Here is a 3984-nt window from a genome sequence, read left to right on the forward strand (position 1 = left end):
TGTACCACCATCTTTCAGACCATCCCTGTATTTTCTGACGATGGCCTCCGTCTCCTCCCTGGAGTACACCTCCCCATGGTCCCGCATTCCACGGATATATGTGTCAAACGCCTGGGTAATGGACGGTTCCTGGATCAGGAGCTGATGGAAGCCCTGTTCCGGGTCGTACAGGACCAGACTGGCTCCCACGGCGCTGCTGACAAAAATATTCAGCATTTTTGTCAGATGAAGGCTCTGTTCCTTTACGATCCCCATATCACAGCCCGGCCGTTCCATATCTGCCAGCATCCCATCCAGGATCCTAACCCTTTCCTCCCTTGTCAGCGCCCGGACGTACTCCTCCGGATAATCGGCGAACCGGCCGTTTTCTGCAAATTCCCGGAGCCCGTCCTCCGTAAAATAATGGATCAGCTCTGCTCCGGAAGCAACCTGCTCCCTGCGTTTCATGATCCCATCGATCACCAGGCTCCTGCCGGGAAGCCCCGGCGCTGCCACACGCTCTGCCAGCTCCCGGTCTGCCCAAAGGACAAAGCATGGCTGGTATTCCAGAAAACAGCGGCTCACGGGACCATTGTCGCTTTTCAGCATCCAGTCCAGTACCTGGAAAATGTCACGGAAGTATCTGGCAAGACAGCCGTTCCTGCCATTTTTATACACCTTAAAAAAGCTCCTGCGGTACGCGTCCGTCACCTCCGGCTCATAGGCCACCACCGCCTGGTCCATATTGCCGGAAAACAGGATCACCCGATCGTCCAGGATCCCATAATACGGATATAAAACTGCCTCATCCCGGCCGCCGGATGGATGATCATGATAATAATATCAGGTTTCATAAGCGGCACCGGCCTGGTAATAGGTGGGGATCAGATTATAAACGGCCCTCAGGTTATGATAGTCTCCGGCGCTGTCCTCCGCTCTCTTGGAAAGCCTCACCAGCTGGACGATATTCAGATGCCCCATGGCAGAGCGGCCGTCCAGTGAAAACGCCGGCAGCAACCTGGCCAGGATACAGCTTTCCGCAGGCACATAAAAATACGCATTCTTTCTCCCGGCGCTCAGATTCTCCCAGATGGCACTCCAGAGATACCGTTCCACAGCGATCACTCCGTTTATGGTACGCATTCCCGGAGCGCTGATCTGTCCCGGAGGTTCCGGAGTCGTTTCAAAGCCGGCCTCCATCCCGCATATATTTCCCGCCTCCTCCAGCATCCGGCGGATCATGCACCGCATAAAATAAACGTCGTCTCCGTCCATAGCCCGGTAATACGCCTCCTGCAGCTCCCGGTGCTCCCGGACACCCAGCCGCAGCTCCCGGCGGATCGCTTCAAAGATCTGCGGATCCGGCAGCCTCGTTCCGGCCAGATACCGCTGGATATTCACCCGGTTGATGCCCGTGATCCTGGCAAATTCATAGTTGGTATATCCGCTGGCCCTTAAATGGGCCTCCAACAGCTCATGAAATCTTCGTTTTTCCATACTGGCTCCCCCTCCCCGCAATTAAAGCTCCCAAAAAGCAAAAACGCCTGCCGGAAGACGTATCTTACCGGCAGGACATTCTATTCTAGCAGCATAATTCAGTAATCACCTGCGCAAAGATCTTCGCGCTCATTAAAAGCTCATCGATCACCGCAAACTCGTCGGGACCGTGCATGTTATTTTCTGTTTCCGGCATGGCCGCGCCGAAGGCAACTCCGTTCTTTAAGTGGTGGACATACGTTCCGCCTCCGATGGCGATGCACTCTCCCTTTCTTCCCGTATACATCTCATAGCTCTTAAGGAGCGTCTGGACAAACTGGGAATCTCCGGGAACGTGGTGGGGCGGGTTCATGGAATCATTGTTTAAAGAGATCCCGTACCCGGCCATGGCCGCCTTCGCCGGCTTTAAGGTATTCTCCTCATTGGAGCAGATGGGGCAGCGGCTGTCAAAATCACCGGAAAGGCTGGTCTCCGTGATCTCCAGCATACTGAAGGTCAGGGTCAGCTGGCCGGATTCCTCGTCCTCCATGGCGATCCCCAGGTTCTTTCCAAACCAGTCGCCGTGGGGCATCAGCTGATTCAGGGCACGGATCTTTTCCACCTGTCCGCACTCAGCCAGCTCCAGCTTTTCGATCAGTGAAAGAAGTCCTGTCAGGGCATTTTTCCCCTTCCAGGGGGTGGAAGCATGGCCGTTTTCCCCAAAGGCCTCGATCTTCATATAGCCGCCCTCAGAGGTCACGTCAAAACGGATCCCCAGCTCGGCCTCTAAAGTGTGGGCAAAGGCCTCTGTATCGGAGCCGTCCAGTCCCTCAAATAAGGCCTCTGCCTTGGAGGGGACCACGTTGGACTTGGTGCCGCTCTTAAAGGATACCATTCTGGGAAGGGCCTGGCTCTTTTCAAACTCCGCCGTGAACTGGCCGTGAAGGCTGCCCTTTTCAATGTTGATCACCGGGAAGCTGGCGTCCGGAGAGAAGGTCATGGGGGCCTCCTCCTCCACACTGTAATAGTGCCGGATATCGGAGCTGCCGCACTCCTCGTCGGTTCCCAGGATCAGACGCACGTTCTTCTTCGCCGGGATCCCCAGCTCCTTCACAGCGCGCATGGCGTAGAGGGCTGCGATGGCCGGACCCTTATCGTCGGCAGTTCCGCGGCCATAGATCTTTCCATCCTTTACCACCGGTACAAAGGGCTCTGTCACCGTCCATCCGTCTCCCGCCGGAACGATGTCCAGGTGGGCTAAGATATCCAACTGCTTTTCCTTATCGTTCAGATCCACCGTTCCCACATAGTTGTCGTAGTTGTTGATGGAAAATCCGTAGCATTCTGCAATGTGGAGCGCTGCGCCCAGAGCCTCAAAGCAGCCGTCTCCGTAGGGCCTTCCTGCCCGGTAGGAATCCTTGGTGCTGTCGATCTTACAAAGCTCCGCGATATCCTCCAGCATTTCTGTTTTATGGGCGTCGATAAATTTGTCTATTTTTTCTCTGTACACGTTTCTGCCTCCTATTTCATCATTCCGGCCAGCACTTCATTGACCACTTTTCCGTCTGCCTTTCCCTTTACCAGGGGCATTAAGATCTTCATGATCCGTCCCTTATCTTTGGCCGTCGGCGCTTCCATCTCCAGTTCCTTTAAAACTCCGTTTATGATCTCTGTGATCTGGTCCACAGTCAGGTCTGCCGGAGCAAACTCCTGGTATACCTCCATCCGCTTTCTGGCCTCTTCGATGATGTCGGTCCGGTCTGCGGGAGCCGTATCCATGGTCTCCTTGGTCTGCTTTAATTCCTTTTTGATCACTGCATTGGCCTCGTCCTCGGTCAGGGGAGAGCGCTTGTCGATCTCCGCATTCTTTAAAGCAGATAAAAGCATGGACAGAGAATCCTTCCTGTCCTTATCCTTGGCCTTCATGGCCTCTACCATAGCTGCACGTACAAGCTCGATCTTGCTCATAGGATCCCTTCCTTTCCTTATTAATATCAATTAATTCCGTCCGAACTCAGCCAGTCTTAAGCCTGGGTTTCTCTCTTCCACCATCCCGACGCTCCAGCTATTGATGAACAGGAGCAGCGGATTGCCCTTCAGATCACAAATCCGCTTCATATCGGAGGTACCCTGGATCCTGGCCACATCCACCTCGCCCGGATTCTCGATCCACCGGATATACTCAAAGGGAAGCTGCTCCAGCTTTACCTCCACGTTGTACTCGTTCTCCAGGCGGTAGGTCAGCACCTCGAACTGCAGGACTCCCACAACGCCTACGATGATCTCCTCCATGCCTGTATTGAACTCCTGGAAGATCTGGATGGCTCCCTCCTGGGCGATCTGGCTGATGCCCTTGATAAACTGCTTTCTCTTCATGGTATCCATCTGGCGCACCCTGGCGAAGTGCTCGGGAGCAAAGGTGGGGATCCCCTCAAACTGGAATTTCCCGCCGGGAGCGCATAAGGTATCTCCAATGGAGAAAATACCCGGATCAAATACGCCGATGATGTCTCCGGCATACGCCTCCTC

Annotated in this window: 4 protein-coding genes and 1 pseudogene; all 5 read right to left on the minus strand. The window is 54.5% G+C overall.

Features of this window, described 5'->3' with window-relative positions:
* The coding region (locus WIH05_RS00155) for a hypothetical protein (protein WP_337424793.1) at positions 1-744 on the minus strand (744 nt) is incomplete at its 3' end.
* A gap of 78 nt (positions 745-822) precedes the next feature.
* Complete coding sequence (locus WIH05_RS00160; RefSeq protein WP_337424794.1) at positions 823-1476, minus strand: hypothetical protein; 654 nt, start codon at positions 1474-1476, stop codon at positions 823-825.
* A gap of 85 nt (positions 1477-1561) precedes the next feature.
* Positions 1562-2965 (minus strand): dipeptidase PepV, encoded by a 1404-nt coding sequence (pepV, locus tag WIH05_RS00165; RefSeq protein ID WP_022273795.1) that lies wholly within the window; start codon positions 2963-2965, stop codon positions 1562-1564.
* Between the two features lie 11 nt (positions 2966-2976).
* On the minus strand, positions 2977-3423 hold the full coding sequence (locus tag WIH05_RS00170; protein ID WP_022273794.1) for a GatB/YqeY domain-containing protein: 447 nt from the start codon (positions 3421-3423) through the stop codon (positions 2977-2979).
* A 30-nt stretch (positions 3424-3453) separates the two neighbouring features.
* A pseudogene (locus WIH05_RS00175) lies at positions 3454-3984 on the minus strand (peptide chain release factor 3); the annotation flags it as partial.

Origin of the sequence: Alitiscatomonas sp. (assembly GCF_037242085.1) — a bacterium.
In the GTDB taxonomy this organism is placed as follows: Bacteria; Bacillota; Clostridia; order Lachnospirales; family Lachnospiraceae; genus Alitiscatomonas; species Alitiscatomonas aceti.

What these genes read in the sequence shown, in the direction of transcription:
- WIH05_RS00160 (WP_337424794.1), bottom strand. Translation starts at nt 1,476, where the DNA reads ATGGAAAAACGAAGATTTCATGAGCTGTTGGAGGCCCATTTAAGGGCC.
- WIH05_RS00170 (WP_022273794.1), bottom strand. Translation starts at nt 3,423, where the DNA reads ATGAGCAAGATCGAGCTTGTACGTGCAGCTATGGTAGAGGCCATGAAG.